This window comes from Rhizobium sp. TRM96647 (assembly GCF_025780115.1).
Taxonomy (GTDB): Bacteria; Pseudomonadota; Alphaproteobacteria; order Rhizobiales; family Rhizobiaceae; genus Mycoplana.
Genome location: NZ_JAOXHF010000001.1, coordinates 398,776 through 425,761 on the forward strand (window position 1 = coordinate 398,776; position 26,986 = coordinate 425,761).

A 26,986-nucleotide genomic window follows, 5' to 3' on the forward strand; every position below is an offset into this window, starting at 1 on the left:
GAGGCCGCGCCCGGCCGGACTGTGTCACCTCGCCCGTCCGTGCGCAAGGTCGCTGACGACGCCGGCGGCGACGGAGATCTTGGCAAGCGTCGCTTCACCTGCCTCCGACAGCGCGCTCAGCCGGCCGGTGACCATTCCGAGCCTCTCGGCATCGGTCGCCTGCCAGGAGACGAGCGGGTTCTTGTCACCCTTGTGCCGGTTGAGGATGGCGACCGTGAGCGCCCGTCTCGCATTGGAAATGTCGGAGAGGTTACGCGATAGCGCCAGCGATTCGTAGAGATCCGTCGTCGGCACCCGCCCGGCCGCCCCGAGCAGGGCGCCGATGTTGAGCATGTCGCTGACGCCGGCATAGGTCTGCGCGGTGCGGATCAGGTTTTCGCCGGTCTCGGTCGAGATCAGCATGATCTCGGGGACGAAGCTCATGGCGCGCAGGTCGGTGATTTCCCGGGCCAGGTGCTCGGGCACGCCCTTGTCCTCGAAATAGAGCGCCTTGCGGCGCAGTTCCTCGCGCGCCGCGTCCGGCAGCAGCGTCGACAAGTGCGGGCGCAGCTGCTTCAGCGCCTGCTTCAGCTTGTGCACCGCCGCGTCCATCGGCGCATCGATTGCCCCGGTCGTCAGGATGAGCGACGTCGCGTTCGAGAACACCCGGCCGAGGCTCTCGTAGACCTCGTTCTGGGCCGAGCCGCTCATCTGGTTGTCGAGCGCATCCGTCGCGGCATAGAGCGGGAACAGCTCGTAGCCCTCGAAGGCCAGCATCGCCGCCTTCACCGCCTCTGCGCTGGTATAGCCGGTGCCGTCGGTGAGCTGGCTGACGAAGGCCGGCCCGCCGCGATTGATCACGCCGTTTGCAAGGATGGTCGCGATGATCTCGCGGCGCAGCCGGTGCGTCCTGATGTCGTCGGCATGGGTCCGCTGCATCTTCGCCGGGAAATAGCCGATCAGCGTCGGCTCGAAGTAGGGGTCGTCCGGCAGCTCGCTGTGCAGGATCTCCTCGAACAGCACGATCTTAGAATAGGAGAGCAGGACGCCGATCTCGGCCCGCGTCAGCGGCATGCCGCCGCGGTAGCGCTCGTCCATCGCCTGCTCGCCCGGCAGCACCTCGACCTGGCGGTTGAGCTGGCCCTCCGCCTCCAGCCGGCTCATCAGCCGGGAAAGGCCGGTCCGGTTCGCCTGGCCCTGGCGCTCGCAGAGCGAGATCGCCAGCGGCTGCAGGTAGTTGTTGCGCAGCACCAGCTGGGCGACCTCGTCGGTCATCGACGACAGCAGCTTGTTGCGCTTCTCCCGCGTCAGCCGGCCGTCGCGCATGGCCGTGGCAAGCGCGACCTTGATGTTCACCTCCACGTCGGAGGAATTGACGCCGGCGGAATTGTCGATCGCATCCGAATTGCAGCGCCCGCCCTTCAGCCCATAGGAAATGCGGCCGCGCTGGGTGACGCCCAGATTGGCGCCCTCTCCGATCACCTTGGCCCGCACCTCGTCGGCGGTGACGCGGATCGCGTCGTTGGCGCGGTCGCCGACCTCCGCATCCGTCTCGCCGGCCGAGCGCACATAGGTGCCGATGCCGCCGAACCAGAGCAGGTCCACCGGCGCCTTCAGGATCGCCGTCATGATCTCGAACGGCGTCGCCTTCTGCTTGTCGATGCCGATCGCCGCCATGGCTTCGGCGGTCAACGTCACCGACTTCTCGTTGCGCGAGATGATCATCGCGCCCTTGGAGAGAGCCGCGCGGTCATAGTCCTGCCAGCTCGAGCGCGGCAGGGCGAACATGCGCTTGCGCTCGGCGAAGGAAAGCTCGGTATCCGGGTTCGGGTCGATGAAGATGTCGCGGTGGTCGAAGGCGGCGATCAGCCGGGTCTTGCGCGACAAGAGCATGCCGTTTCCGAAGACGTCGCCGGACATGTCGCCGACGCCGACCACGGAGAACGGCGTCTTCTGGATATCGACGTCCATCTCGCGGAAATGCCGCTTCACCGCCTCCCAGGCGCCGCGGGCGGTGATGCCCATCTTCTTGTGGTCGTATCCCGCCGAACCGCCCGAGGCGAACGCGTCGTCCAGCCAGAATCCGGCTTCCTGCGCCAGCGCGTTGGCGGTGTCGGAGAAGGTCGCCGTGCCCTTGTCGGCAGCGACGACGAAGTAGGGGTCGTCGCCGTCGAGCCGCACGGTGTCGGCCGGCGGCACCACCGCCTGGCCCTCGATGTTGTCCGTCACCGAAAGCAGCGTGCGGATGAAGGTCTTGTAGGCTTCCTTGCCGGCATTGAAGACGGCGTCGCGGCTGCCGCCTGCCGGAAGCTGCTTCGGATAGAAGCCGCCCTTGGCGCCGACCGGCACGATCACCGCGTTCTTCACCTGCTGCGCCTTGACGAGGCCAAGCACCTCGGTGCGGTAGTCCTGGGCGCGGTCCGACCAGCGCAGGCCGCCGCGGGCGACGCGGCCGAAGCGCAGGTGCACGCCCTCGACCTCGGCGCCGTAGACGAAGATCTCGCGGAACGGACGCGGTTCCGGCAGCCCTTCCAGGGCTTGCGGGTCGAACTTGAAGGCGAGCGTGGCAAGCGGCTCGCCGTAAGCGTCGCGCTGGAAGTAGTTGGTCCTCAGCGTCGACTGGATCGCATTGACGTAGCGGCGCAGGATCCGGTCCTCGTCGAGGCTCGGCACGGCTGCGAGTTCCTCTTCGATCTGCACCGCGAATTCCTCGGCGCGCTTGGCGCGCTTGCGTTCGGCAAGCCCGGGGTCGAGCCTTGCGGCGAACAGGCGGAACAGGTCCGCCGCGATCGCCGGATACTTGTTCAGCGTATCGGCGATGTAGCCCTGCGAATAGGCGATTCCCGTCTGGCGCAGGTAGCGCGCATAGGCGCGCAGCACCATGATTTCGCGCACGTCCACCCCGGCGGTCATGATCAGCCGGTTGAAGGTGTCGTCGTCCGTCAGCCCGCGCCAGGTCGACAGGAAGGCCTCGGTCAGGACGCCGGACAGCTTCGAGAGGTCGATGTCCAGCCCGTCGCGGTGGCGGAGCTCCATGTCGTGCAGCACGACCAGGCGGCTCGCGCCGTCGAGACCCGTGACGGTGATGTCGTGGGTCTGCTCGCTGACGACATTGAAGCCGAGGTTCTCCAGGAGCGGCACGCGCCGGGAGAGCGAGACGGCGTCGCCCGCGTGGAAGATCTTCAGCTCCAGCATCTTCGTATCGGTGTTGCCAGGCTTGCGGTAGAACGCGATCTGGATCGGATCCGCTTCCGTCGCCGTCTCGAAGAAGCGCAGGTCCGCATGGGCCTCGGCCGGCGAGAACGCCTCCTGGTAGGCCTGCGGCGTGACCAGCCTGACGGAATCGGGCCCCGAAAGCGCCTCGAAACGGTCGGTCCAGCGGGTGGCGATGTCGCGGATCGACAGCTCGAGTTTCTTCTGCGGGACGCGTGGCGTCTTGCCGCCGGACCGGCCGATGATGAAGTGCACGCGCGCCAGCCCGCCTTCGGGGAAGGCCGGGTAGTAGGCCGAGACGCGTCCCTCGTAGACGGTCTTCAGGTAGGTGCCGATCTTCTCGCGCACGTCGGAATCATATTGCTCGCGCGGCACGTAGACGATCACCGAGACGAAGCGGTCGAAGTGGTCGATGCGCGCCAGGGCGCGGATCCGCGGCCGGTCCGCAAGCTCGTTGATCTGCTCGCAGAAAGTCGCAAGCACCCCCGTGTCGATCTGGAAGAGGTCGTCGCGCGGATAGGATTCCAGCGTGTTGATCAGCATCTTGCCGGAATGGCTGTGCGGATCGTAGCCGAAGTGATCGACGATCGCCTGAACCTTCGAGCGAAGCAGCGGTATCTCGGAGGCCGCATGCGTATAGGCGGTCGAGGTGAACAGCCCGACGATCCTGAGTTCGCCCACGACCTTGCCGTTCTCGTCGAAGCGCTTGACCCCGACATAGTCCATATAGGCGCGGCGGTGGACGACCGAGCGGACGTTCGCCTTCGTCACGATCAGGAAATCCGGCCCTTCGAGGAAGGCCAGGATCTCCGGCGTCGTCGTCACCGCGTCCTTGCCGAGCCGCAGCACGCGCACGTCGGGATCGGCGAGGATGCCGAGCCCCGGACCGACGCTGCGCTCCACCGAGGCGCTATCGCCGTCGCGGCTGTAGGTATATTCGCGCATGCCGAGGAAGGTGAAGTTGTTGTCGCGCAGCCATTCCAGGAAGGCGACCGCCTCGTCCTTCTCCGCCTGGCGCCGGGCCGGGCCGAACTCCGCCATCTCGGAGACGGCCACCGCCAGGGTCTCCATCATCGGCTTCCAGTCGCCGACCGCCATGTGCACCTGCGCCAACACCCGCCGGATGCGCTCGATCAGGTTCTCGACCTCGGAGGCCGCGAGTTCGGACAGGTGGATCTCGATATGGCTGACGCGGTGGCGCGGGTCGCTTGCCTCCTCCGGCGAAAACAGCTTCGGCTGGCTGTCCGGCTCGATCACCAGGATCGGATGGATCGCCAGGTGGATGTCGCGATGCGTGCTCGTCACCTCGCCCATCACCGAATCGTAGAGGAACGGCTGGTTGCGGTCGGTGACGGAGAGGATCGAGACCTGCTTGCCCTGGGGCGCGACCGTCTCGACTGTCGCGACGGTGACCCGCGGCTCGCCGCCGTCCCAGGCGCCGACCTCGCGATAGGCATGGGCCGCCGTCGCCGCCAGCATGTCGGCGCTATAGCCTTCCAGGTCGTCGTTGCTCGCGCGTCCGAACAGGATCGAAGGATCGATCGCCTTCTCTCCCAGCTTCGATACGGCGGCTGCGACCGCCTCGATCTGCTTCTCGCGCCTGGTGTTGATGCGTGACGCCATGAATCACTCTCCCCGGGAAATTTTGCCTGGACCCTAGCAGAAGAAAGCCGGTTCGCGACCGTTTTGTAGACAGTTGTCGGATTTCAATCGATTTTGGCAGAAAATCTCCGAAATCCGGGTCGAACGGCCCCGTCACGCGCGATTTTTCCGGAATTCCGGAGCAAAATCGGTCGAAAGCGCGGGCGCCGATCGCGCCACGGCATCCCGCGCGGGCAGGATCGCGCGCAGCAAGGCCTGCCGGCAAGCCGGTGCAACAATGTCTTGCAGAGCACCCCTCCATGGTTCATTGGATCTGAGCGGCAGACGAATGCGAGGAACGGTCGGATGAACGAGAGCGAAAAGGGCGCGATCCTGGTCATATCGAGCCATGTCGTGCGCGGCACGGTCGGAAACCGCGCCGCGGTCTTCGCGCTCGAGACCCTCGGCCACCCGGTCTGGGCGCTGCCGACCGTCATCCTCTCCTGGCATCCCGGCCATGGCCGCTCGACGCGGGTGGCGATGGCCCCGCCGGAGTTCGACGCGATCGTCGACGATCTACTGGCGTCACCCTGGCGCGGCGAGATCAGGGGCGTCCTGACCGGCTATGTCGGCGATCCCGCCCAGGCGGCATCGATTGCCCGGCTGGTGCGGAGCCTGAAGGCGGAAAACCCCGACCTCCTCTACCTGTGCGACCCGATCTGCGGCGACGAGGGCGGCCTCTACGTGCCGGTCGCCACCGCCGAGGCGATCCGCGACGAGCTGCTGCCGATCGCATCGATCGCCACGCCGAACCGCTTCGAGCTTGCATGGCTCGCGGGAGCGCCGCTCGAAACCAATGCCGCGATCATGGATGCGGCCCTCTCCCTCGGGCCGTCGCGCATGCTGGTGACGTCGGCCTACCCGATGATGTCGGGCAGCATCGGCAATCTCTATTTGTCCGGCCGGACGGCCCTTCTCGCCGAGCACCGGCAGGTGCCCGAACCGCCGCACGGCACCGGCGACCTGATGGCGGCGCTGTTCCTGTCGCGCCTCCTCGAAGGCCATTCCGAGGAGCGGGCGCTGCATCTCGCCACCGCGAGCGTCTTCGAGATCGTGGCGCGCAGCGCCAAGCGCGGCGCCGACGAACTGACGCTGGAGCAGGACGCCTCCAGCCTGTCGACGCCGATGGCCATGGTGCAGATGCGACGGCTCGTTCATCCCGGCGGCGCGCGGCGCGGTCCGTGACGCGCACCGGTTGCGCAGGCCGTACCGGCCGCCCCGCAGCCGTCGGAACGACCACGGATTCGGCGCTTGCGCTCGGGCATCCCGCTCGTTACAGCAGTCGCGGCGCCTACTACTCATTCGTCACCGCACGGGGGTATCGACCACATGCATCGCTTTCCTGACCATCTCCTGACCGGCTACCAGAACTTTATGGAGGGGCGCTTCAGCGAGCAGCAGCAGCGCTACCGCACGCTGGCCGACAGCGGCCAGAAGCCCAGGACGATGGTAATCGCCTGTTGCGACTCCCGCGCCGCGCCGGAAACGATCTTCGACAGCGGTCCGGGCGAACTCTTCGTCGTGCGCAACGTGGCGAACCTGATGCCGCCCTACGAGCCCGACGGGCATTATCATTCGACCTCCGCCGCCCTCGAATTCGCGGTGCAGGCGCTGCGGGTGTCCGACATAGTCGTCATGGGCCACGGCCGCTGCGGCGGCATCAAGGCGGCACTCGACCAGGAGGCCGAACCGCTCTCCCCCGGCGACTTCATCGGCCGCTGGATGCACCTTCTGAAGCCTGCCGCCGCGCAGATCCAGAACAACGACGTCATGACGGCGGGCGAGCGCCAGCGGGCGCTCGAGCGCATCTCGATCCGCAACTCCCTCACCAACCTGCGCACTTTCCCCTGCGTCCAGGTCCTGGAGCAGCGCGGCAAGCTCAACCTTCACGGCGCCTGGTTCGACATCTCCACCGGCGAGCTGTGGATCATGGATGTCAAGACCGGCGATTTCCACCGTCCGGGAATGTGAAGCCGGGAACGTGAAAAGGCCCGGCGCAGGGCCGGGCCTCTCATCTTTGCCTTCCGTGGCCGACGATCAGTCGCCGTCGATATCGGCGGCGATGATGGCGATCGCGCGCTGGTAGACGTTCGCGGCATTCCAGCCCTGGATCGCGGCGAAGTTCGCCTGGCCCGGCTGGTAGCCGGCGCCGGGGGTCCAGCCGTGACCGCGCAGGAAGTTCGCCGTCGAGGCAAGCGCGTCCGCCTTGGAACGGACCAGGTCGATCCGGCCATCGCCGTCGCCGTCGACGCCGTATTTCAGGACGTTGACCGGCAGGAACTGGGTCTGGCCGATCTCGCCATGGGCAGCGCCGCGCGCCTGGGTGCTGAGCGTGCCGTTCTGGACGAGGTTCAGCGCCGCATAGAGCTGGTTGGTGAAATAGTCCGACCGGCGGCAGTCATAGGCGAGCGTGGCGACGGCCGAAAGCGTGTGCTCCTTGCCGAGGAAGCCGCCGAAACCGGTCTCCATGCCCCAGATGGCGATCAGCGGGCCGGCCGGCACGCCGTACTGGCTTTCGATCCGGGCGAACAGCGCGGCGTTCTGGCGCTTCAGCCCCTTGCCGCGCTTCATGATCGCCTGGCCGCCACGCTTCTGCATGAACTGGTCGAGCGACAGCTTGAAGCTCTTCTGGCCGCGATCGGCGCGGATCGTCGCCCGGCTGTAGGAAACCTCGGCGAAAGCCCGGTCGAGCGTGCGCGGGCTGACGCCGTTGGCCGCCGCCTCCCCCTTGAACTGGTCGACCCAGGTCGCGAAGCCCGAGGCATTGTTGCCGCATTGCGCGGCCGCGGCCACGGCCGGTATCGCAGCCGTCAGCACCACCGCCGCCAGCCCCTGGAACATCCGCTTCATCAAGCCCATTGATCTAAACCCCGTGATCTCTCGAATTGCTTCGTGTGCAAACACGCCATGCCTGTCAGACAGTTCCTGGCCGTTCGATGCAGTCCCGGGGCGCTTTGGCGCCGCAGTGCGTCGTTTCAGGCAAAAGTCCCGCACCGTCTGACGTTGGATGCGGGACCTTCAATTTCCCAGGCCGCGGAAAGTTCCCTCAGGCGGCCTGCTTCTTGGACTTGATCAGCCCGCGATTGACGAGAAGCTCGGCGATCTGGATCGTATTCAGCGCCGCTCCCTTGCGCAGGTTGTCGGAAACGACCCAGATGTTCAGGCCGTTCTCGACGGTCGCATCCTCGCGGATGCGCGAGATGTAGGTCGCGTCCTCGCCGGCCGATTCGTAAGGGGTGATGTAGCCGCCGTTTTCCTGCTTGTCGATCACCTGGCAGCCCGGCGCCTCGCGCAGGATGTCGCGCGCCTCATCGGCGGTGATCTCGTTTTCGAACTCGATGTTGACCGATTCCGAATGGCCGATGAAGACCGGGACGCGCACGGCCGTGCAGGTCACCTTGATCTTCGGGTCGAGCATCTTCTTGGTCTCGGCCAGAACCTTCCACTCTTCCTTCGTGTAGCCGTCTTCCATGAACACGTCGATGTGCGGAATGACGTTGAAGGCGATGCGCTTGGTGAACTTCTTGCTCTCGATCGGATCGGCGACGAAGACGGCGCGGGTCTGGTTGAACAATTCGTCCATGCCGTCCTTGCCGGCGCCGGAAACCGACTGGTAGGTCGAGATGACGACGCGCTTGATGGTGGCGCGGTCGTGCAGCGGCTTCAGCGCGACGACGAGCTGCGCCGTCGAGCAATTCGGGTTGGCGATGATGTTCTTCTTGGTGAAGCCCTCGATCGCGTCCGGGTTGACCTCCGGAACGATCAGCGGCACTTCGGCGTCGTAGCGCCAGGCAGACGAGTTGTCGATGACGACGCAGCCCTGCGCGCCGATCTTCGGCGAATACTTCAGCGAAACGGCGCCGCCGGCGGACATCAGGCAGATGTCGGTGTCGGAGAAATCATAGGTTTCGAGATTGTGGACCTTCAGCGTCTTGTCGCCGAAGGAAACTTCCGTGCCGACCGAACGGCTCGAGGCCAGCGCCACGACCTCGTCGGCCGGGAAGCCGCGCTCGGACAGGATGTTCAGCATTTCGCGCCCGACATTGCCGGTAGCGCCGGCGACTGCAATCTTGAAGCCCATGGGTCTTGCTCTCTTTCTCTGCCTCTCCTCGGTTCGTTGAGGGGAAGCCCGGCAGCCGGAGCACGCGGGCCTCTTGTCCCCGGCCGTGCCGGGGAGAGAGCGGCGGCCAAGGACGTCAGACGGTTTTCGTCGTCGTTTTGGCCATGAATTTGGAAGAAGCGGGCACGCGCCGTGCCGCTCCGGCAATCTCTGCCGGCCGACTGCTGTCTGCGATTTCAAGCTCGCGGCGAAGCATGGCGCTGTCCTTTTCCGGAGGCTGCTAATAAGCGTTTTTGCCCACGAGTCAAGGGATGCTCGGCGGCGCGGCGATCAAGTTCGCCTCACGATTGCGTCGCCCCGCCGCGCCCGCCGCGGCTGCCTGCCGCCGCAGAACCGGCGCGCCACGTTAGACTAAAGTCATAATCCGAAAGCCGCGCAGCGCGGATTCCCCTTTTCTGCCATCCTCTTGCCAGGAGCACCGCGCGCGCATGACCGAGGAGGGTCGGCGTGCAAAAGGGGAATGGCGCTCTACCGCTGTTTGAACTGGAGGATTTCACAATGGCAAATGCCGCGACGGTGGACGACACCAAGACGCGTCCAATGACTGCCGAGGAGAGGAAGGTCATCTTCGCCTCGTCGCTGGGTACCGTATTCGAATGGTACGATTTCTATCTCTACGGCTCGCTCGCCGTCTTCATCGGCGCCGCCTTCTTCAGCGAATATCCGGAAACGACGCGCAACATCTTCGCCCTTCTCGCCTTTGCCGCGGGCTTCCTGGTCCGCCCCTTCGGCGCGCTGGTCTTCGGCCGGCTCGGCGACCTCGTCGGCCGCAAGTACACCTTCCTCATCACCATCCTGATCATGGGTCTGTCGACCTTCCTCGTCGGCATCCTGCCGGGTGCCGCCTCGATCGGCATCGCCGCTCCGATCCTGCTGCTCATCCTGCGCATGCTGCAGGGCCTGGCGCTCGGCGGTGAATACGGCGGTGCTGCGACCTACGTCGCCGAGCACGCACCCAACGGCCGGCGCGGCTACTACACGTCGTGGATCCAGACCACGGCGACGCTCGGTCTGTTCCTGTCGCTCGTCGTCATCCTCGCGGTGCAGTTCATGCTCGGCAAGGAAGCCTTCGCTGCCTGGGGCTGGCGTATCCCGTTCCTCGTCTCGGTCGTCCTGCTCGGCATCTCCGTCTGGATCCGCCTGAAGATGAACGAATCGCCCGCCTTCAAGAAGATGAAGGAAGAGGGCAAGGGCTCCAAGGCTCCGCTGACCGAAGCCTTCGGCCAGTGGAAGAACGCCAAGATCGCGCTGCTCGCCCTGTTCGGCGCCGTCGTCGGCCAGGCCGTCGTCTGGTATTCCGGCCAGTTCTACGCCCTGTTCTTCCTGACCGGCGTGCTCAAGGTCGATGGCCAGTCGGCCAACATCATGGTGGCCATTTCGCTTCTGATCGGCACCGGCTTCTTCGTCCTGTTCGGCTGGCTGTCGGACAAGGTCGGCCGCAAGCCGATCATCATGGCCGGCCTGCTGCTCGCCATCCTGACCTACTTCCCGCTGTTCAAGGCCCTGACCTGGGCCGGCAACCCGGCACTGGCCCAGGCCCAGGCAACCGTCCGCGCGACCGTCACCGCCGCACCGGGCGATTGCAAGTTCCAGTTCAACCCGACGGGCACGGCGAAGTTCACCACCTCGTGCGACATCGCAACCGCGTTCCTGACCAAGAACTCGGTGCCCTATGACGTCGTGACCACGGCAGCGGCCGGCACCCCGGCAACGGTCCAGGTCGGTGACACGACGATCAACAGCTTCGACGCCGTCGCCGCCGGCGATCAGGCAAAGGCGATGACGTCGGCCTTCGAGAAGCAGGTCAACATCGCCCTGCACGACGCCGGCTACCCGCTGGTGCGCGCTGCAGCCAAGGTTCCGGACGCCAGGCTCGACGCCTTCGTCGCCGCCAATCCGGAACTCGCCCTCGACGCGGCCGCCATCCGCGCCGGCGACAGTGCGAGCATGACCGGCGCCGACCTCGTCAACGCCAAGCTGCTCACGGCCGAGGAAGCCACCGGTGTCGACAGCATGCCGGTCTTCACGATCGCCAACGGCGGCGCCTTCTCGATGGTCGCCGATCCGGCCGCCGTCAACTGGACCATGATCATCGCCGTGCTGACCGTCCTCGTCATCTATGTGACGATGGTCTACGGCCCAATTGCAGCGCTGCTCGTCGAACTGTTCCCGACCCGCATCCGCTACACCGGCATGTCGCTGCCCTACCACATCGGCAACGGTTGGTTCGGCGGCCTGCTGCCGGCAACCGCCTTCGCCATGAGCGCAGCCAGGGGCGACATCTACTACGGCCTCTGGTACCCGATCGTCTTCGCGGCGATCACGCTGGTGATCGGCCTTCTGTTCCTGCCGGAAACGAAGGACCGCGACATCCACGCGATGAACTGACGGCAAGACCCCTGAACGTTGCGAAGGGCCCGGCGCAAACCGCCGGGCCCTTTGTCTTTCTCAGATCAGCCGGCTGAGCCGCGGCGTCGGCCAGCCCTGGCTGTCAATCGTGAAGACGAGGCCGAAGCGGGCAAAGACGATCGAGGTCGCGAACGCGAACCAGCAGCCGAGCGCAAGCCCCGCCGCCACGTCGCTCGGATAGTGGACGCCGATGATCACCCGTGTCGCCGCAAGCCACAGTCCGAGGCCGATGAAGAACAGCCGGAAGCGGGGAAAGAGCAGCACCAGCGCCATGAACAGCGCACCGATATGGGCCGAGTGACCGGAAGGGAAGCTCTCGTGCATCCAGCCGCCGAAGGGCTTGAAGGAGAAGATGCCCTCCTCGTTGTAGAGCGGCGGGCGGGCACGGCCGATCGAGAATTTCAGCGCATGCACGACGATGCTGGCGGAGACGACCGACAGCGCCGTATAGGCCGCCATCTGCGTCAGGTAAGTCAGCCGGAACCTGCGCCGGACCCTGAACAACTGTCCCCCGACGAGAGAGACGACCGCGACCAGCATCGCGATCGCGCCGAGAATGAAGGCCAGCTTGCCGATGTCGGTGAGGTCGCCGGCGATCGCCACCAGCGGTGGCGACAGTGCCTCGGCGGCCTGCCCGAGCGGCCGGTCGAAGACGAAGAACGCGATCGCCACCACGTTGAGCGCGGACAGCGCAAAGCCCTTCCAGGGAACCCGCCGGTGCAGCTTGCGGCGCACGGCGTAGCGCCGCTTGAGCGCGGTCCGGAAAGACTGCTTCTGCCGTGTCCTGTCGATCATCGCGCCCCGGCTGCCTTTGATGCCCCGTGTGATGCCCCGTATCCTGCTTCGCAGGCGACATAGGCCCTGGCACCGGTTCCTTCAATGAAAGCGCTGCAAATTTGTCCGTCCCGGCCGCGGGCGCTGCAACGGCAAACGGCACCGCCACGTTGCCGTGACGGTGCCGCCGATCGTCGGAAACGGTGCTTTCGGATCAGGCCGAGAGCGTCTTGAACTCGGCCAGGATCGCCTCGCCCATCTCGCTCGTGCCCACCTTCGTGCAGCCCTCTGCCATGATGTCGCCGGTGCGGATGCCGCGGTCGAGCACGTTGGCGATCGCCTTTTCGAGGTTGTCGGCTTCGTCAACGAGGTTGAAGGAGTAGCGCAGGCACATCGCGAAGGAGGCGATCATGGCGATCGGGTTGGCGACGCCGGTGCCTGCGATGTCAGGCGCCGAACCGTGCACCGGCTCGTAGAGCGCCTTGCGCTTGCCGGTCTTCGCATCCGGCGCGCCAAGCGAGGCCGACGGCAGCATGCCGAGCGAACCGGTCAGCATGGCGGCGACGTCGGAAAGCATGTCGCCGAACAGGTTGTCGGTGACGATCACGTCGAACTGCTTGGGCGCGCGCACGAGCTGCATCCCGCCGGCATCGGCCAGCATGTGCTCGAGCTGGACGTCGGAATATTTGGCCTTGTGCGTCTCGGTCACCACCTGGTTCCACAGCACGCCGGACTTCATGACGTTGCGCTTTTCCATCGAGCAGACGCGGTTGTTGCGGGTGCGCGCCAGCTCGAAGGCGACGCCGGCGATACGCTCGATCTCGTAGGTGTCGTAGACCTGCGTGTCGATACCGCGCTTCTGGCCGTTGCCGAGGTCGACGATCTCCTTCGGTTCGCCGAAATAGACGCCGCCGGTCAATTCGCGCACGATCAGGATGTCGAGGCCCTCGACCAGTTCGGGCTTCAGCGAGGATGCGGCGGCGAGCGCCGGGTAGCAGATCGCCGGGCGCAGGTTTGCGAAGAGCTCCAGGTCCTTGCGCAGGCGCAGCAGGCCGGCCTCGGGACGGACTTCATAGGGGACTGCGTCCCACTTCGGTCCGCCGACCGCGCCGAACAGCACCGCATCGGCGTTCAGCGCCTTCTGCATGTCCCCTTCCGAGATCGCCGCGCCATGGGCGTCGTAGGCCGAGCCGCCGACGAGGCCCTCGTCGACGACGAAACCGGCGCCCTTCTCGGCGTTCATGTAGGCGATGATCTTGCGGACTTCCGCCATGGCTTCCGGGCCGATGCCGTCGCCGGGCAGGAGGAAAAGGTTGCGCACTGTCATGGGATTGTCCTTGTCGAATGCTCGGTGGAGTTCAGGTCGCGCGGTTCTTAGCGCAACTTCCGTTCAAGGAAAATCGTCGAAACGAAAGAATTTTGCGCCCGGGCCGGCGGCTGTCACCCCGGGGACAGAGCAGGCCCTCCCTCCGTGCGATCAAGCGGCCGGCGCCGCCGAACCGGGCCCGGCGCACCAGACGGAGGAGCTGAAAATGTATCATCATGTGCAGGCCGTCCTCGCCGCGATCCGCTCGGCGATCGATGCGCTTCTCTTCCGGCACCGCCCGCCGCCGGGCTTCCGCTGACGGATCAGGGGGACGGCCGACGGTCCGGACCGGACCGGACCGAATGGCGCATCGCGTCTTCCCGTCCGCTCCGTTCCGTTGCAGGATGCCTCCTCGCCCGCCGTCAACGAGGACAGGAGACGCACCATGAAGATCGAGCCCTGCGGGAGCCGCCCGTCCGCCACGCCGCCCTCCGACTATTTCACCGGTCGCGTCCGCCAGGATCCGATCATCGAGGCACCGGAGCCCGCACGCTTGCGCGCCGTGACCGTCACCTTCGAGCCCGGCGCACGCACGGCCTGGCATACCCATCCGCTCGGACAGACGCTGGTCGTCACCGCGGGCAAGGGGCTCGCGCAGAGCTGGGGCGGCCCGATCCGCGAATTCAGGGCCGGGGACACCGTCTGGTTCGAGCCGGGCGAGAAGCACTGGCACGGCGCCGCCCCGGATACGGCCATGACCCACATAGCGTTGCAGGAAGCCCTCGACGGCAAGGCCGTCGACTGGCTGGAGCATGTCTCCGACGAGCAATATGCCGGCGCCTGACGGCCGGCCGCGATAGGACGGGGACGGAGTGCCGGTTGGTATTAAGCCTTGCCCGGCCGCAAGGGAGCGTATTCCGCAGCATCCACCGCGGCCGGCCGCCCCTCGAGACGCAGTTCGCTGATGCGGGGCGCCGCGCGGGCGACGACCTTGCCGCGCCGCATCACCAAAAGCCGGTTGGCCTTCAGCCGCAGCGCCTCGATCGGGTCGCGCGCCTGCAGGATCACCAGGTCGGCATTGCAGCCCTTTGCAAGCCCGTAGTCCTTGAGCCCCATAGTCTTTGCCGAATTGACGGTCAGCGCATCGAAGATCTTCTTCTTGTCCTCGATGCCCGCCATCTGGGCCACATGGATCGCCATATGCCCGACCTCCAGCATGTCGCCGGAGCCCATCGAATACCAGGGATCCATCACGCAGTCGTGGCCGAAGGAGACGTTCAGGCCCGCCTCCATCAGTTCGCGCACCCGCGTCATGCCGCGCCGCTTCGGATAGCTGTCGTGCCGTCCCTGCAGCATGATGTTGATCAGCGGGTTGGGAATGACGTTGATCTCCGCCTCCGCCATCAGCGGAATGAGCTTGGAGACGTAGTAGTTGTCCATCGAGTGCATCGAGGTCAGGTGCGAGCCGGCGACGCGTCCCTTCAGCCCGAAGCGCACCGTCTCGGCGGCGAGCGTCTCGATATGCCGCGATATCGGGTCGTCCGTCTCGTCGCAATGCATGTCGACCGGCAGGCCGCGGTCGGCCGCGATCTTGCACAACGCCGCGACGGAAGCGGCCCCCTCGGCCATGGTCCGCTCGAAATGCGGAATGCCGCCGACGATGTCGAGGCCCATGTCGAGCGCCCGGTTCAGCGCCTCCACGCCGCCCTCGGCCCGGTAGTAGCCGTCCTGCGGGAAGGCGACGAGCTGCAGGTCGATATAGGGCGCGACCCGCTCGCGCACCTCTATCAGCGCCTCGGCCGTCACCAGCTTCGGATCGCTGGTGTCGACATGGCTGCGGATTGCGAGCAGGCCCTGGCTGACGGCGAGATCGCAGTAACGCAGCGCCCGTTCGACCAGCGCCTCCCGCGTCAGCGTCGGCCGCAGTTCGCCCCAGAGCGCGATGCCCTCGAGCAGCGTGCCGGAGACGTTCATCCGCGGCAGCCCGAGCGACAGCGTCGCGTCCATGTGGAAGTGCGGATCGACGAAGGGCGGGCTCACCAGCCGCCCCGTCGCATCGATCGTCTCGCCGGCTTCCGCCACGATCCCCGGTCCCACCTCGGCGATCCTGCCGCCCCTGATCGCGACGTCGATGCCCTCACGGCCATCGGGGAGATTGGCGTTCTTGATCACGACGTCGAACATGGGGCACCTGTGCAAATGGACGGAGAAAGAGACTAGCGCTCGCCGCGCCGGTAGGGCTGCATCAGCGCCTGCGGCACGCGGGCGCGACGCGCCATCACGGCAAGCGCGGCGATCGAGAGGATATAGGGCATCATCAGGAAGATCTGGTAGGGCACGTTGCCGAGCACCGTCTGGAGACGCAGCTGGAAGGCGTCGAAGAAGGCGAACAGCAGCGCCCCGAACAGCGCCCGGCCCGGCCGCCAGGAGGCGAAGACGACGAGCGCGATGCAGATCCAGCCGCGCCCCTGCACCATGGTCGGAAAGAAGCTGTTGAAGGCCGAGAGCGTCAGGAACGCCCCGCCCATCGCCATCAGCGCGCTGCCGGTCATGATCGCGCCGTAGCGCACCTTGATCGGGTCGACGCCCTGCGCTTCGGCCGCATGCGGATTTTCCCCGCTCATGCGCAGCGCCAGCCCGAGCGGCGTGCGATAGACGACATAGGCGAGCAGCAAGGCGATGACGATCGAGAGGTAGGTCGGCAGCGTCTGGGTGAACAGCGCCGGGCCGATGAAGGGCAGGTCGGAAAGGCCGGGGATGGAGATCGGCTGGAACGGCGTCACCGTCGGCGGCGTCGAGGCCAGCGGCACGGTGAGGCGGAAGATGTAGTAGCTGAGCGAGGAGGCGAACAGGGTGATGCCGAGCCCGGTCACGTGCTGCGACAGGCCCAGCGAGACGGTCATCGCCGCATGCACCAGCCCGAACAGCGCCCCCGAAAGCGCCGCCACCAGCATGCCCGTCCACAGGTCCGCACCGTTGAAGACGGCGAGCCAGCCGATCATCGCCCCGAAGGTCATGATCCCCTCGATGCCGAGGTTGAGCACGCCGGAACGCTCGGACAAAAGCGCCCCGAGGGTGCCGAAGACCAGCGGCGTGGCGATGCGCAGCACCGCGGCCCACAGGCCCGCCGAGGCGACGATGTCGAGGAACGTGCTCATCGGCGGATCCTGTACTGGGTGAAGAAGATCGCCACCAGCATGGTGAGCAGCGACAGCGCCACGGTGACGTCGGCGATATAGGTCGGGATCGACAGCGCCCGGCTCATGCCGTCGGCGCCGACGAACATCGTTGCTGTGAAGAGGGCGGCGGCGATCACGCCGAGCGGATTGAGGTTGGCAAGCATGGCGACGATGATGCCGGCATAGCCGAAGCCCGGCGAAAGGTCGGTGGTCACGTAGCCCTTGACCCCCATCACCTCGATTGCGCCCGCAAGGCCCGCAAGCCCGCCCGAGAGGCAGGCGACCTTGACGAGCGTGCGCGCCAGCGGCACGCCGGCGAAGACGGCCCCCTCCGGATTGAGGCCGGCGGCGCGCGACTGCAGGCCGAAGACGGTGCGCGATTGCAGCAGGTAGACGAGCAGCGCGGCGACGATCGCCACCGCGAGGCCGATATGCAGGCGCGAGCGCTCGATCAGCTTCGGCAGCAGCGCGTGGTCCGCGACCGGCATCGACTGCGGCCAGCCGAAGGCGAGCGGATCCTTCAGCGGCCCGTCGATCATCATCGAGACGAACAGCACCGCGACGAAATTCAACAGCAGGCTCGTCACCACCTCGTCGACGGAGAAGCGCAGCCTCAGCCACAGCGGCACCAGCATCAGCGCCATGCCGGCAATCGCGCCGGCTGCGAACAGAAGCGGGATCAGCACCGGCCCCGGCAGGCCGGAGAGCACGCTCGAGCCGAGTGCGGCCACCATGATCGCGCCGAGATAGAACTGTCCCTCGGCACCGATGTTCCAGAGCCGGGCGCGGAAGGCGATCGCCGCGGCAAGCCCCGTCAGCATCAGCGGCGTCGCCCGCGTCAGCGTCTCGGTCGCGGCCAGCCGCGTGCCGAAGGCTCCGGTCAGGATGCGGCCATAGGCCTCCAGCACCGGCGCGCCGGCCGCCGCGATCAGGAGGCCGGCAAGGGCGAGTGCGGCGGTCACCGCGAGAATGGGAGACAGGACAACCAGCAGCAGCGGGCGGTGTTCGCGGCGTTCAAGACGCATCAGGCTGTCCCTTCGCCGGGGTTGCGGTCACTGGAGGTCCCGTCACGGGGCATGCCGTCACCGGGGCTCCAGTCCCCCGACATCATCAGGCCGAGCCTGCGCGGATCGGCCTCTTCGGCGGCGACCGGTGCGGAAAGGCGGCCCTTGACGATCGCCTGGATGCGGTCGGCAAGGCCGATCACCTCGTCGAGGTCCTCCGAAATCAGGAGCACCGCAGTGCCCTGCCGGCGCGCGTCCAGGATGCGGGCGTGGACGGCCGCCACCGCCCCCTCGTCGAGCCCGCGCGTCGGCTGGGCGGCGATCAGGATCTTCGGCCGCCGGTAGAGGTTCCGCCCGAGGATCAGCTTCTGCATGTTGCCCCCGGACAAAAGCCGGGTGCGGCTCGTGGGCGTTCCGCCGCGCACGTCGAACTCCTCGATGATCGTCGCCGCAAAGGCCTGGCCGGCCGAGCGGTTGACGATGCCGCGGCGCGAGAACAGCGGCTGGCGGATGCGCTCCAGCACGGCATTCTCCCAGATCGCCATCTCGCCGATCGCGCCCTGTCTGTGCCGGTCCTCCGGGATACGGCCGATGCCGGCCTCCACGAGGCCGTGCACGTCGAGGGCCGCGACGGCCTCGCCGAACAATTGCATTTCGCCGCCGGTCGGGGCGACAAGGCCGCCCATCAGCTGCGACAGCATCGCCTGGCCGTTGCCGGAGACACCGATGATGCCGAGCGTCTCGCCTTCGCGCAGGAAGAAATCGATCCCCTTCAGCCGCTCCACGCCGCCGACCGAAACCGTCAGGCGCGATGCCTGGAAGACGGTCGCGCCGGCGCTGGCCGGCTCGCGCGTCGGCCGCGTCACGCGATGGCCCACCATCAGTTCGGCGAGCTCCGCCTTGTTCGTCTCGCCGGCCTTGCGCTCGGCCGCCACCCTGCCGCCACGCAGCACCACGATGCGGTCGGCGGCGGCCATCACCTCGTCCAGCTTGTGGGAGATGAAGATCAGCGACAGGCCCTGCCTGGCCATTTCCCGCAGCGTCGCAAACAGCCGCCCGGCCTCGATATTGGTCAGGACGGCCGTCGGCTCGTCGAGGATCAGGATGCGGGCGTCGTTGTAGAGCGCCTTGAGGATCTCCACGCGCTGCTGCTCGCCGACCGACAGGTCGCCGAGCCGCGCATCCGGATCGACGCCGAGGCCGAAGCGCTCGGCGATGGACAGCAGCTTGCGCCGCGCCGCACCGGTGCGCGAGCGCAACGACCAGAGCGGCTCCGTCCCGGTCATGACGTTTTCGAGCACAGTCAGGTTCGGCGCCAGCGAGAAGTGCTGGTGCACCATGCCGACGCCCGCCTTGATGGCCGCGCGGGGACGTCCGTGCGGCAGTTCCACGCCGTCGACGCGCACGGTGCCCTCGTCGGGCGTATAGTGGCCGAAGAGAATACTCATCAGCGTCGTCTTGCCGGCGCCGTTCTCGCCGAGCAGCGCCAGAAGCTCGCCCCGGCCGAGCGCGATCGAGATGTCGTCATTGGCGACGATCGGGCCGAATCGCTTGCTGATATGCGCAAGCTCGAGGACGGGCGCGGTGGTCGTATCGGCGATCATGCGGCAAGCCCCGCAACGGGAAAGCGGTGCTGCCAGCGTCCCTCGGCTTCGAGAGCGGCCGCCAGCGACAGCAGAAGCCGCTCCCCGCCCATCGGCGCCATCAGCTGCACCGGCAGCGGCAGGCCGTCCGCATCCGCGCCGTAGGGCAGCGTCAGGGCGGGGAAGCCGGAAATATTGGCGAGCCCGGCGAGCGGCGCAAAAGCCGTCATCCGCCGCAGATGCAGGTCGGTGTCGTCATGGTCGGACGGGAAGGATCCGACCGCAGGGGGAATTGTGGCAAGCATCGGCATCAGAAGGCAATCCAGGCTGTCGAACAGCGCCCAGGTCTTGTGGCTCACATGCACCGCCGCATCGAGCGATGTCCAGAGGGCACCGGCCGATATCCTCCGTCCCCTGTCCACGAAGGCGCGCGTCAGCGGCTCGGCAAGGCCGGGGTCGAGCGACAGCGCATCGACGAGGTTGGCGAGATTGATCGAGACAATATCGGCAAAGACGGTGGAGGACACCGCCACCAGGCCGGCGAAAGCCGCCCAGTCGAGGTCCACGATCCGGTGTCCCTGCCCCTCCAGCGTCTGCGCGGCCGCCTCCACGGCGCCGCTGCGCGCAGGCTCCGTCGGAAAGTCGGCGCCGGTCTGCGTCAGCACGCCGATGCGCAGGCCCTGCCCTCCGGTCGGGAATGGCGCCGGATCGGCGAAAGGTCCCCTCGCCCTGCCCTGCACGGCCTCGAAGATCCGGCGGGTGTCGCGGACCGACCGGCAGACGGCGAGTTCGCCGACGATGCCGCCCAGATGGTTGCCGAAGCGGGGACCGCCGGGGATGGCGCCGCGGGTCGGCTTCAGCCCGACGAGCCCGCAGCAGGCCGCCGGTACCCGGATCGAACCGCCGGCGTCGGTGGCATGCGCAATCGCCACGATGCCCGCTGCCACGGCAGCCGCCGCACCGCCCGAGGAGCCGCCCGCAGTGCGGGCCGGATCGAGCGGATTGCGGCAGAGCGGACCGGCAGCCGGCTCGCTTGCAAGGGACAGCCCGAATTCGGGCGCGGTGGTGAGGCCGAACAAGGCGAGGCCGGCCTCGCGGAAGCGGTGGGCGAGATCGGAATCCGGCTTGGGATCGAGCCTGCCGTCGAGCATACGGGAGCCGGCGCGCACGGCAAATCCGGCAAATGGCCCGCCGAGATCCTTGGCGAGCGTCGGCACGCCGGCAAAGGGACGCGCGGCGAACCGCGCAGGTTCGGTTCGCCGCTCCCCGTCGAGCCTTGCGGCCACCGCACGACCGCGGTCTTCGTCGATGTGACAGATCGCACCGAGGCGGGCGTGGCGCGAAGCGGCGGCGATGGCCGCCTCCATGGCCTCCCCGGCCGAAAGCGCGCCGGTCGCGATCGCCCCGGCCATCGCCGTGGCATCCCCGATCGTTTCGCTTTCGACGCTGGTCGGCACGGTCCGGCGGCGGCTTACTTCGGCTCTTCCATCACGATCGGCACTTCGAAGGTGCCGGCCTTGATCTCGGCGCGCCGGGCTTCCATCGCCGCTTCCGCGTCCACCGGCGCCACGCCCTTGACGTAGACGATGTCGCTGCCGCCTTCCTTCATCAGGCCGAAGGCAGTGTAGCTCTTGCCCACCGGCTTGCCGGCATTGACGTCTGCGACGGCCGCGTCGAGGATCGGGCGGAAGTACCACATCGCATTGGCAAAGACGGTGTCGGGATAGCGCGGCGTGTAGTCGATCAGCGAGCCGACCGACTTGATGCCGCGCTCCTTGGCGGCGTCGGCCGTGCCGATGCGCTCTCCGAACAGGATGTCGGCGCCGCCGTCGATCTGCGCCAGGCCCGCCTCGCGTGCCTTCGGCGGGTCGAAGAAGGTGCCGATGAAGGAGACAAGGTGCTTGGCGTCGGGGTTGACTTCCTTCACGCCGGCGGCGAACGCGTTGATGAGCATGTTGACTTCGGGGATCGGGATCGCACCGACCGAACCGACGACGTTGGACTTCGTCATCTTGCCTGCCAGCATGCCCGCGAGGTAGGCGCCGTCATGGTTCCAGGTGCCGAACACGCCGAAATTGTCGCCGGCGGCATCGCCGCTCGAGCCCATCAGGAAGGCGGTGTCCGGATAGTCGGCCGCGACCTGACGCGCCTCGCGCTCGACCGCATAGGATTCGCCGACGATCAGCCTGTTGCCCTGTTCGGCATATTCCCGCATTGCACGCGGATAGTCGGTGCCGGAGACGCCTTCCGAGAAGGTGTATTCGATCACGCCGTCCTTCGCAGCAGCCTGCAGCGCCTCGTGCAGGCGCGAGTTCCAGGCGTTTTCGACCGGGGAAGCGTGGATGCCCGCGACCTTCAGCGGCGCTTGCGCGCGGGCCTGCGGCAGGAAAGCGCCGGCGCCGAGAACGAGACCGCCGGCAAGCACCGTCCGGCGTTTAATCTGAAGGCTTCCAGTCATGTTTTCGTTCCCCTTGTTTTGACCATTTGGTTTAAAAATCCATAGGATTCGCACAAAAACGAGTCAAGCGCGCCGACCGCCCATAAATTCGTCAACGAGAGCTTTTCCCCGTAGCGGCGATCATCGTTCGACAGCGGGCAAGCCTGCGCCCGTCGTGACGGATCGCATTCAGGTTGCTGTCAGCATCCTCCGCCAGTTTCCCGGAATTCGGAACGGACGCCCGGCGGGGCTTTCCTGTCCATGTCCCCGGCCGGGATACGCATCGCGCGCATCGACGCGGGCGGCTCCCTGCGGCGGGTTCCCCGACCTGCAGCGAAACGGAGCGAGAAGGCCGACCCATGGCGACAATCACGGACAGCCCGGTATCGAGCCGGCGCACCTTTCGCCCCTCGATTGGCGCCATCCCCTTGAGCTTCCTCGTCGTCCTGTTCCTCGTCGCCACGGCAAACCGGACCTTCTGGGCGAAGACGGCACTCTATTTCGGCGACGCGCCCCAGACCGTGGCAATCTTTGCGCTCGGTCTCGTCGCGCTGCTTTCAGCCGTCTGCATCGCCCTTTCGATGCGGTTCGTCGCCAAGCCGCTGTTCATCGTCCTCATCCTCATCAGCGCCTGTGCCGCCTGGTTCATGGACCGCTTCGGCGTCGTCATCGGCGTCGACATGATCCGCAACGCCGCCGAGACGACCCATGCGGAAGCGGGAAACCTGGTCACGCCCGCCTTTGTCACGCACATCGCGCTCTTCGGCCTTCTGCCGGCGCTGCTGGTCGCCTGGGTCCGCATCAGCCACCGGCCCTTCCTGGCCAAGGCCAGAACCAATTCCTTCTTCGTCCTGCCGCTGCTGCTGGTCGCCCTCCTGGCGGCCTCGACGCAGATGCGCGTCCTGATCACCACGAGCCGCGCCCATCACGACTGGCTTGCGAGCCTCAACCCGGTCGGGCCGATCGTCAGCGCCGTGCGCTATGCCGCAAGCACCGGAGGCGAAGCGAACATCGTCGTCGAGCCGCTCGGCCGGGATGCCCATGTGGCAGCATCGGCCGGCCACAGGCCGAAGGTGCTCGTCGTCGTGGCCGGCGAGACGGCGCGGGCGCAGAATTTCTCGCTCGGCGGCTACGGGCGCCCGACCAACCCCGAGCTTGCGGCCCGCGACATCACCTATTTCCCCGACACGACGAGTTGCGGCACGGCGACGGCCGTCTCGCTGCCCTGCATGTTCTCGATCCATACCCGCGCAACCTATTCCCATCGCAAGGGGCTTTCGACCGAGAACCTGCTCGACGTCCTGTCGCATGCCGGCGTTGCGGCGGAGTGGTGGGACAACAACACCGGCGCCAAGGGCATGGCCGATCGTATCGCCTATCGCTTCCTGCCCGACAGCGCCGATCCCCGCTTCTGTCACGACGGCGAATGCAACGACGGCATCCTGCTGGACCGGCTCGGCCCCTGGCTCGACGGCGTGACGAAGGACAGCGTGCTCGTCATCCACCAGCTCGGCAGCCATGGTCCCTCCTACTACGAGCGCTATCCGGAAGCCTATCGCCGCTTCACGCCCGACTGCCGGACCGCCGAATTCGCCGACTGCACGCGCGAGGAGATCGTCAACGCCTATGACAATTCCATCGCCTACACCGACCACGTGCTGGCGACGGTCATCGACGCCCTCAAGAGCCACGAGGACCGCTTCGACGCCTCGATGGTCTACATGTCGGACCACGGCGAATCGCTCGGCGAGAACGGGCTCTATCTTCATGGCGCGCCCTATGTGATCGCGCCGAAGGAGCAGACGCAGGTCCCCTTCGTCCTCTGGCTCGGCAACCGCGACCGTGCCTCGGTGAACCGCGCCTGCCTCAAGCAGCGCGCCGACGAGCCTGCCTCGCATGACAACCTCTTCCACACCGTGCTGGGGCTGATGTCGGTGGAGACCAGCGTCTACGACCCGTCCCTGGACGTGCTGTCCGCGTGCCGGCACACGATCTCGAGCTGATGCCGGCGGCCCGGAACGAAGACGGCTTGATCGCATCCGCAAAAATCTGGACGATGAGCGCGGATGCGTCCGGTTCGGGCGCGCTTCCGGAAGGACGCGGCATGCGGGTGCTTTTGATCGAGGACGACGCCATCCTGGGCGAGGCGGTACGTGACCATGTCGCCGCCGGCGGCCATGCCGTCGACTGGGTGCAGGAGCTCGACGACGCCCGCGCAGCGACGAAAGCGGTCAACTACGCCCTGATTCTGCTCGACCTGCGCCTGCCCGACGGCAGCGGCATCGCCTTCCTGCGCGCCCTGCGCGACGCCGGCGACAGGACGCCTGTGATCATCCTGACGGCGCACGACCAGATCTCCGACCGGATCGAAGGGCTGAACAGCGGCGCCGACGACTATCTGGTCAAGCCGTTCAATCTGGGCGAACTGTCCGCCCGCATGCTGGCCGTGGTCCGCCGCTACGGCGGCAACCCCTCCCCGGTCATCCGCCTCGGCGCGCTGGAGATCGGCCCGGCCGACCGCCGGATCGTCTCCGACGGCCAGGAAATCGTCCTCTCCGGCCGGGAATGGGCCGTTCTCGACGTGCTGCTCGCCCGTCCCGGCGCCACCGTCTCCAAGGGGCAGATCGAGGAAGCGCTCTACGCCTTCGGCTCCGAGATCGAAAGCAACACCGTCGAGGTCTATGTCAGCCGCGTGCGCAAGAAGCTCGGCCACGACCACATCCTCACCGTGCGCGGCGTCGGCTACCGGCTCGGGGCGCCGGCATCGGGGAATTCCGCAGCAGGGAACCCGACATGAGGGAACCCAGCATCACCCGCAGATTGACGCTGGCCCTGGTCGGTGCGCTGGCCGGTTTCTGGCTGCTCGCCGCCGGCCTCGGCGTCCTGGTCATGCAGGACGAGTTCGCCGAGATCTTCGACAGCGCCCTGCAGGAGACGGCCGAGCGCCTGCTCATCCTGGTCGCCGACGACGTGGAGCGCGGCGACGCGGTCGGGTCGAACGCCCGGCTCGAGAACGTGGTGCCGGCATCCGGCGAGGAATACCTGACCTATCAGTTGCGCAACGACCGGGGCGACGTCCTGCTGCGATCGCACGACGCCGCCGCGACACCCTTCGATGCACCGCTGAAGCGGGGTTTCTGGCGCAGCGACACCCACGAGTTCTATACCGCCACGACGCATGGCGGCGACGGGCTCTACCTGCAGGTGGCCGATGCACTTGCCAATCGCCGGGAAGCCCTGGTCGAGGGCGCCATGGCCCTGTTCCTGCCCGTGCTGCTGCTGGTGCCGGCCAGCATCGCGCTGGTCTGGTTCATCGTGCGCCGGACGCTGGCCCCCATCGACGAACTGCGCCAGGCGATCTCCAGCAAGGACGGCGGCAATCTCGCCGTGATCGCCCGCGAAGGAATGCCGCGCGAGCTCCTGCCGATCGTCCGCTCCGTCAACCTGCTGCTCACCCGGCTGAAATCGGCGCTCGAGGCCGAGCGGGAATTCACCGCCAACAGCGCCCATGAACTGCGCACGCCGATCGCTGGCGCGCTGGCGCAGACCCAGGTGCTGATCGACGAACTCCCGGCAGGGGCGAAGAGGACGCGCGCCCGCCAGGTCGAGGCCTCGCTGGTCAAGCTCAGCCATCTGGCGGAAAAGCTGCTGCAGCTCGCCCGCGCGGAGGCCGGACTGGGCGCCGCCGAGGCGCCGGTCGACCTCGCCCGCGTGCTGGAACTCGTGGTGCTCGACTTCCAGCGCGACCCGCAGGACACAGGGCGGCTGCGGCTTCACCGGGCGGACGGCGCGACGCTCCGGCATCCGGCGAGCGAGGACGGGTTTGCGATCGCGCTGCGCAACCTGATCGAGAACGCGCTGGTGCACGGCGCCGACAAAGCGCCCGTGGACGTCTTTCTCGACCGCGACGGCACGGTGCGGATCGTCAACGAGGGGCCGCTTCTGGCCGGCTGGGAACTGGAAATGATCCGCAAGCGGTTCGGGCGCGGGCGGACCACCGCCAAGGGCTCCGGGCTCGGGATCTCCATCGCCGAACGGCTGCTGGCGCAGATGAACGCCCGCCTCGAGCTCGCCTCGCCGCCTGCGGGGCGCACGGGCGGGCTGGAGGCCCGGATCGTCTTCGCCCGGACGGGCTGAGCGCAGGCCGGCTGAGCGCGGGCGGACTACTGTTCCGAAAGCTTCATGTCCGGGTCGTAGTCCTTGCCCTCGACCTCCTTCACCACCGCCTGGCCGCATTGCATCAGCTTCGTCTCGGGGTTGAAGGCATAGGTGGGCGAGCCGTGCAGCGACCAGCCCTTGTTCAGGGCGAGCGTCACCTTGTGGCAGAAGGAGGAATCGTCCGGGGCGGTGAGGAGACGGTAGACTTTCATGGGCTGCTCTCTTTGTCTGCGATGAGTTTGGCCTTGGCGACGAGGCGGGTCGCCTGGTCGAGGTGCAGGCGCTCGACCATGCGGCCGTCGAGGTTGATCGCGCCCTTGCCGGCGTTCTCCGGCAGGGCGAAGGCTTCGACGATGGCCCGCGCCCCGGCGACCGCGGCCTCCGGCACGCCAAACAGCCGGTTGGCACCGGCGATCTGGGCCGGATGGATCAGCATCTTGCCGTCGAAGCCCATCTGCCGGCCCTGTTCGCATTCGGCATCGAAGGCGTCGAGGTCGGAAAAGCCGTTGTGCACGCTGTCTATCACGTCGAGCCCCGAGGCCCGCGCGGCGACCACGGCCTGCATGAGGAGCGGCATCAGGTAGGGCCGGCCGGGAACGTCGGCAATGCCGGTCGCAAGCCGCAGATCGTTCAGCCCGATCACGAGGCAATCGAGCCGGCCGCCGCTGGTGCGCCCGACCTCGGCGATTTCAGCGAGGTTGAGGATCGCCGCCGGCGTCTCGATCATCGCCCACAGGCGCGGACTGTCATCGGCGCCCTGCTCGCCCAGCCAGTCCGCGGCCGCCAGCACGTCCTGCGGTCCCGAAACCTTGGGCAGCAGCACCGCGTCAGGCGCGATGTCGAGCACAGCCTCGAGATCCGCGGCGCCGTCCTCCTCGGCAAGGGGATTGATGCGGACGATGCATTCCCGCCCGTCGGAGCGATCCAGCGTCGCGAAATGCTGCCTCAGCGCCGCGCGCGCCTCGGCCTTCTTCTCCGGCGCCACGGAATCCTCGAGGTCGAAGATGATGCCGTCGCAGGCGAGCGACGACGACTTTTCGAGCGCCCGGGCGTTGCTGGCCGGGACGCTGAGCAGCGACCGGCGCAGGCGGAGCGGATGATTTTGGAACGGTGCGTTCATGACGTCTTCTTGCCCGGCTTCCTGCAAATGAGCAAGTCTCCTTGCCGACATCGGCCGGGGTCG

The 26,986-nt window shown here is 67.1% G+C and carries 20 protein-coding genes; 7 read left to right on the forward strand and 13 right to left on the reverse strand.

Annotated elements, in window-relative coordinates; translation table 11 throughout:
* Positions 1–24: 24 nt before the first annotated feature.
* The gene (locus OCK02_RS01790) at positions 25–4,815 is read right to left on the reverse strand and encodes an NAD-glutamate dehydrogenase (protein ID WP_263811540.1); all 4,791 of its coding nucleotides are present in this window, start codon (positions 4,813–4,815) and stop codon (positions 25–27) included.
* Positions 4,816–5,139: 324 nt separating this feature from the next.
* On the opposite strand from OCK02_RS01790, the gene pdxY reads away from it, so the two are divergent.
* Together pdxY and OCK02_RS01800 are read left to right on the forward strand one after the other, a co-directional pair.
* Positions 5,140–6,018 (forward strand): pyridoxal kinase PdxY, encoded by an 879-nt coding sequence (gene pdxY, locus OCK02_RS01795; RefSeq protein ID WP_263811541.1) that lies wholly within the window; start codon positions 5,140–5,142, stop codon positions 6,016–6,018.
* A 144-nt stretch (positions 6,019–6,162) separates the two neighbouring features.
* Complete coding sequence (locus tag OCK02_RS01800; RefSeq protein WP_230806287.1) at positions 6,163–6,804, forward strand: carbonic anhydrase; 642 nt, start codon at positions 6,163–6,165, stop codon at positions 6,802–6,804.
* A gap of 66 nt (positions 6,805–6,870) precedes the next feature.
* Here OCK02_RS01800 and OCK02_RS01805 read toward each other — a convergent pair whose 3' ends face one another.
* The gene (locus tag OCK02_RS01805; RefSeq protein WP_230806538.1) at positions 6,871–7,683 is read right to left on the reverse strand and encodes a lytic transglycosylase domain-containing protein; all 813 of its coding nucleotides are present in this window, start codon (positions 7,681–7,683) and stop codon (positions 6,871–6,873) included.
* Positions 7,684–7,879: 196 nt separating this feature from the next.
* Complete coding sequence (locus OCK02_RS01810; protein WP_230806289.1) at positions 7,880–8,914, reverse strand: aspartate-semialdehyde dehydrogenase; 1,035 nt, start codon at positions 8,912–8,914, stop codon at positions 7,880–7,882.
* A 537-nt stretch (positions 8,915–9,451) separates the two neighbouring features.
* Here OCK02_RS01810 and OCK02_RS01815 point away from each other — a divergent pair.
* Positions 9,452–11,341, forward strand: a complete 1,890-nt coding sequence (locus OCK02_RS01815) for an MFS transporter (RefSeq protein WP_263811542.1) — start codon at positions 9,452–9,454, stop codon at positions 11,339–11,341.
* 60 nt (positions 11,342–11,401) lie between these two features.
* On the opposite strand, the gene OCK02_RS01820 is transcribed toward OCK02_RS01815, so the two are convergent.
* Complete coding sequence (locus tag OCK02_RS01820; protein ID WP_263811543.1) at positions 11,402–12,157, reverse strand: phosphatase PAP2 family protein; 756 nt, start codon at positions 12,155–12,157, stop codon at positions 11,402–11,404.
* A 193-nt stretch (positions 12,158–12,350) separates the two neighbouring features.
* Positions 12,351–13,463, reverse strand: a complete 1,113-nt coding sequence (gene leuB / locus OCK02_RS01825) for a 3-isopropylmalate dehydrogenase (protein WP_263811544.1) — start codon at positions 13,461–13,463, stop codon at positions 12,351–12,353.
* Positions 13,464–13,887: 424 nt separating this feature from the next.
* Between leuB and OCK02_RS01830 the strand changes: the two genes are divergently transcribed.
* Positions 13,888–14,286 (forward strand): cupin domain-containing protein, encoded by a 399-nt coding sequence (locus tag OCK02_RS01830; RefSeq protein ID WP_263811545.1) that lies wholly within the window; start codon positions 13,888–13,890, stop codon positions 14,284–14,286.
* A 41-nt stretch (positions 14,287–14,327) separates the two neighbouring features.
* Here the strand turns inward: OCK02_RS01830 and OCK02_RS01835 are convergent, their stop codons facing one another.
* From OCK02_RS01835 to OCK02_RS01860, 6 genes are read right to left on the reverse strand one after another with little or no spacing between them, the layout of a single operon-like run.
* On the reverse strand, positions 14,328–15,626 hold the full coding sequence (locus tag OCK02_RS01835) for an amidohydrolase family protein (RefSeq protein ID WP_263811546.1): 1,299 nt from the start codon (positions 15,624–15,626) through the stop codon (positions 14,328–14,330).
* 32 nt (positions 15,627–15,658) lie between these two features.
* Positions 15,659–16,600 (reverse strand): ABC transporter permease, encoded by a 942-nt coding sequence (locus tag OCK02_RS01840; RefSeq protein ID WP_263811547.1) that lies wholly within the window; start codon positions 16,598–16,600, stop codon positions 15,659–15,661.
* A complete protein-coding gene (locus OCK02_RS01845; RefSeq protein WP_263811548.1) occupies positions 16,597–17,646 on the reverse strand; it encodes an ABC transporter permease in 1,050 nt (349 codons plus the stop codon). Before OCK02_RS01845 ends, OCK02_RS01840 begins: the two co-directional genes overlap by 4 nt.
* Positions 17,646–19,229: an ABC transporter ATP-binding protein gene (locus OCK02_RS01850; RefSeq protein WP_263811549.1), complete on the reverse strand. Its 1,584-nt coding sequence runs from the start codon at positions 19,227–19,229 to the stop codon at positions 17,646–17,648. Before OCK02_RS01850 ends, OCK02_RS01845 begins: the two co-directional genes overlap by 1 nt.
* Complete coding sequence (locus OCK02_RS01855) at positions 19,226–20,620, reverse strand: amidase (protein WP_263811550.1); 1,395 nt, start codon at positions 20,618–20,620, stop codon at positions 19,226–19,228. The genes OCK02_RS01850 and OCK02_RS01855 overlap by 4 nt, the downstream gene beginning before the upstream one ends.
* Positions 20,621–20,679: 59 nt before the next feature.
* The gene (locus OCK02_RS01860; RefSeq protein WP_263811551.1) at positions 20,680–21,666 is read right to left on the reverse strand and encodes a BMP family protein; all 987 of its coding nucleotides are present in this window, start codon (positions 21,664–21,666) and stop codon (positions 20,680–20,682) included.
* 338 nt (positions 21,667–22,004) lie between these two features.
* On the opposite strand from OCK02_RS01860, the gene OCK02_RS01865 reads away from it, so the two are divergent.
* The 3 genes from OCK02_RS01865 to OCK02_RS01875 all read left to right on the forward strand — a co-directional run bounded on the left by OCK02_RS01865 (position 22,005) and on the right by OCK02_RS01875 (position 25,782).
* Positions 22,005–23,648 carry a phosphoethanolamine transferase gene (locus OCK02_RS01865; RefSeq protein ID WP_263811552.1) on the forward strand — a complete coding sequence of 548 codons (1,644 nt, stop codon included), beginning with the start codon at positions 22,005–22,007 and terminating at the stop codon, positions 23,646–23,648.
* A gap of 101 nt (positions 23,649–23,749) precedes the next feature.
* Complete coding sequence (locus OCK02_RS01870) at positions 23,750–24,442, forward strand: response regulator transcription factor (protein ID WP_230806310.1); 693 nt, start codon at positions 23,750–23,752, stop codon at positions 24,440–24,442.
* Positions 24,439–25,782, forward strand: coding sequence for a sensor histidine kinase (locus tag OCK02_RS01875; protein WP_263811553.1), 1,344 nt, complete (start codon positions 24,439–24,441; stop codon positions 25,780–25,782). Before OCK02_RS01870 ends, OCK02_RS01875 begins: the two co-directional genes overlap by 4 nt.
* A 26-nt stretch (positions 25,783–25,808) precedes the next feature.
* On the opposite strand, the gene OCK02_RS01880 is transcribed toward OCK02_RS01875, so the two are convergent.
* Both OCK02_RS01880 and OCK02_RS01885 read right to left on the reverse strand, forming a co-directional pair.
* Positions 25,809–26,015, reverse strand: coding sequence for a DUF1737 domain-containing protein (locus OCK02_RS01880; protein ID WP_263811554.1), 207 nt, complete (start codon positions 26,013–26,015; stop codon positions 25,809–25,811).
* A complete protein-coding gene (locus tag OCK02_RS01885; protein ID WP_263811555.1) occupies positions 26,012–26,923 on the reverse strand; it encodes an HpcH/HpaI aldolase/citrate lyase family protein in 912 nt (303 codons plus the stop codon). Before OCK02_RS01885 ends, OCK02_RS01880 begins: the two co-directional genes overlap by 4 nt.
* Positions 26,924–26,986 lie beyond the last annotated feature (63 nt).